This window comes from Geomonas sp., from assembly GCF_056994735.1.
In genome coordinates, this window is sequence record NZ_JBXKJL010000226.1 from 1 (window position 1) to 2112 (window position 2112).

Genomic DNA, 2112 nt, shown 5'->3' on the forward strand with positions numbered 1-2112 from the left:
CTGCTGAACGTCGGCGAGAAACGGATCGCCTTTGCCGTCGACCAGGTGGTCGGGGTGCAGGAGATCCTGGTGAAGCCTCTGGGCAGCCAGCTGTCGCGGGTAAGGAACGTGGCCGGGGCGACGGTGCTGGGTAACGGCCGCGTGGTGCCGATCCTCAACATCGGCGACCTCTTCAGGTCGGCTCTGGCAGGTGCCGCCTCGGGCCTCTTCGGGCCGCCCTCCTCGGCCAGCCCCAAGCCGAAGCGGTTGAGCGTGCTGGTTGCCGAGGACTCCATCACCTCGCGCACGCTACTGAAGACCATCCTGGAGGCCTCCGGATTCCAGGTGCGAACAGCCATCGACGGGGCCGACGCCCTCGCGCTTCTCAAGACCGAGAGCTTCGACATCGTCATCTCCGACGTGGAGATGCCACGCATGAACGGCTTCGAGCTCACGGCGGCCATCAGGGGAGACAGGAGGCTGGAAAAGATCCCGGTGGTGCTGGTGACGGGGCTAGAGTCCCGCTCGGACCGCGAGCGGGGCATCGACGTGGGGGCAAACGCCTACATCGTCAAGAGCAGCTTCGATCAGAGCAGCCTGATCGAAGTGATTCATAAACTGACCTGAGAGGGATATTCAAGAAGATGAGGGAACGGAACAGGTGATCAGACTTCTCGTGGTGGAGGATTCAAAAACCGTCCAGCAGGCGCTGGTGGCGGCCTTCAACTCCGATCCGCAGATCCGGGTGATCGGCACGGCCGAAAGCGGCGAGGCTGCGGTGGAGGCCGCCCGCAACCTGAGGCCGGACATCATCACCATGGACATCAACCTCCCCGGCATGGACGGTTTCCAGGCGACCCGGGCCATCATGTCCAGTTGTCCCGTTCCCATCGTCATCGTCACCGCAAAGATGGACCCCAAGGATTCGGCGACCCTTTTCCGCGTCATGGAGGCGGGGGCCCTCATGGTGCTGTCAAAGCCCGACCCCGTCGGGAGCCCCGGGTACGCCGCATCGGTCGCGAAGCTCGTGCACCACATAAAGCTCATGTCCGAGATCAAGGTGGTGCGCCGGAGCTTTCCCCAGGTTTGCAAGGGGGCGCACGAAAAACCGCTGCCGCTCCCCGAGCCCGCGGCGCAGATCAGGGTGGTCGCCATCGGCGCCTCGACCGGTGGACCTCCCCTTTTGCAACAGATCCTCGCCAAACTTCCGCCCCACTTCGGCGCGGCGGTGCTGGTCGTGCAGCACATGGCGGAAGGGTTCACCGAGAACTTCGTGCACTGGCTGAACCAGAGCTCCCGTCTGCCGGTGCAGCTTGCCGAAAACGGCATGCGGATCTCCCCCGGACGGGTCTATGTGGCGCCCGATGGCTGCCACATGGAGATGGGACCAAGCGACAGGATCGTTCTCTCCGGTGCCCCACCCGAGAACGGGCTGCGTCCATCGGTCTCGGCGCTCTTTCGGTCCGTGGCGCTCCGCTATGGCCGCCAGGCGGCCGGCGTGCTCCTCTCCGGAATGGGGCGCGACGGCGCTTTTGAATTGAAGACCCTGAAAGAGCGGGGGGGGATCACCATCGCCCAGGACCGGGAGAGTTCCGTGGTCTTCGGCATGCCTGGCGAGGCGATCCGGATCGATGCTGCGAACTACATCCTTCCCCCCGAGGGAATCATCCAACTGCTGGAGGAACTGGTAAAGCCCCGGGAAAGTGCTGCCCAGCTGGCAAGATAAGGGAAATCATTCAGCACCTTCCGAAAGGAATGGATATAAGATCTTGCGTCTGCCAAAATGAACGCATGCAGACAAGGATGAGCCATGGAAGCCCCCGCTAAACCACAAAATGACGCCGTCCTGATTCTGGTGGTCGACGACAGCCCCACCCAGGCAAAGCTCCTGGACCAGGTGCTCAGGACGCACGGGTACCGCGTTTGCGTGGCACGAAATGGCAGGGAAGCGCTCGAGGCGACCCTTTCCCGGCACCCCGACCTCATCATCAGCGACATCCAGATGCCGGAGATGGACGGCTTCGAGCTATGCCGACGGGTGAGAGGGATCGAGGAAGCAAAGGGGACGCCGATCATCCTGCTCACCCACCTGATCGACCCGGCAGACGTGCTGCGAAGCCTCGAGGCCGGCGC

3 protein-coding genes are annotated in these 2112 nt (G+C 63.5%); all 3 read left to right on the forward strand.

Annotated features, from left to right (window positions below; genetic code table 11):
- A partial coding sequence (locus tag AC11W3_RS09750; RefSeq protein WP_484092931.1) for a response regulator occupies positions 1-606 on the forward strand: 606 nt, incomplete at its 5' end.
- Positions 607-640: 34 nt separating this feature from the next.
- Complete coding sequence (gene cheB / locus AC11W3_RS09755) at positions 641-1705, forward strand: chemotaxis-specific protein-glutamate methyltransferase CheB (protein WP_484092004.1); 1065 nt, start codon at positions 641-643, stop codon at positions 1703-1705.
- An 84-nt stretch (positions 1706-1789) separates the two neighbouring features.
- On the forward strand, positions 1790-2112 hold a 323-nt coding region (locus tag AC11W3_RS09760), incomplete at its 3' end, for a response regulator (RefSeq protein ID WP_484092932.1).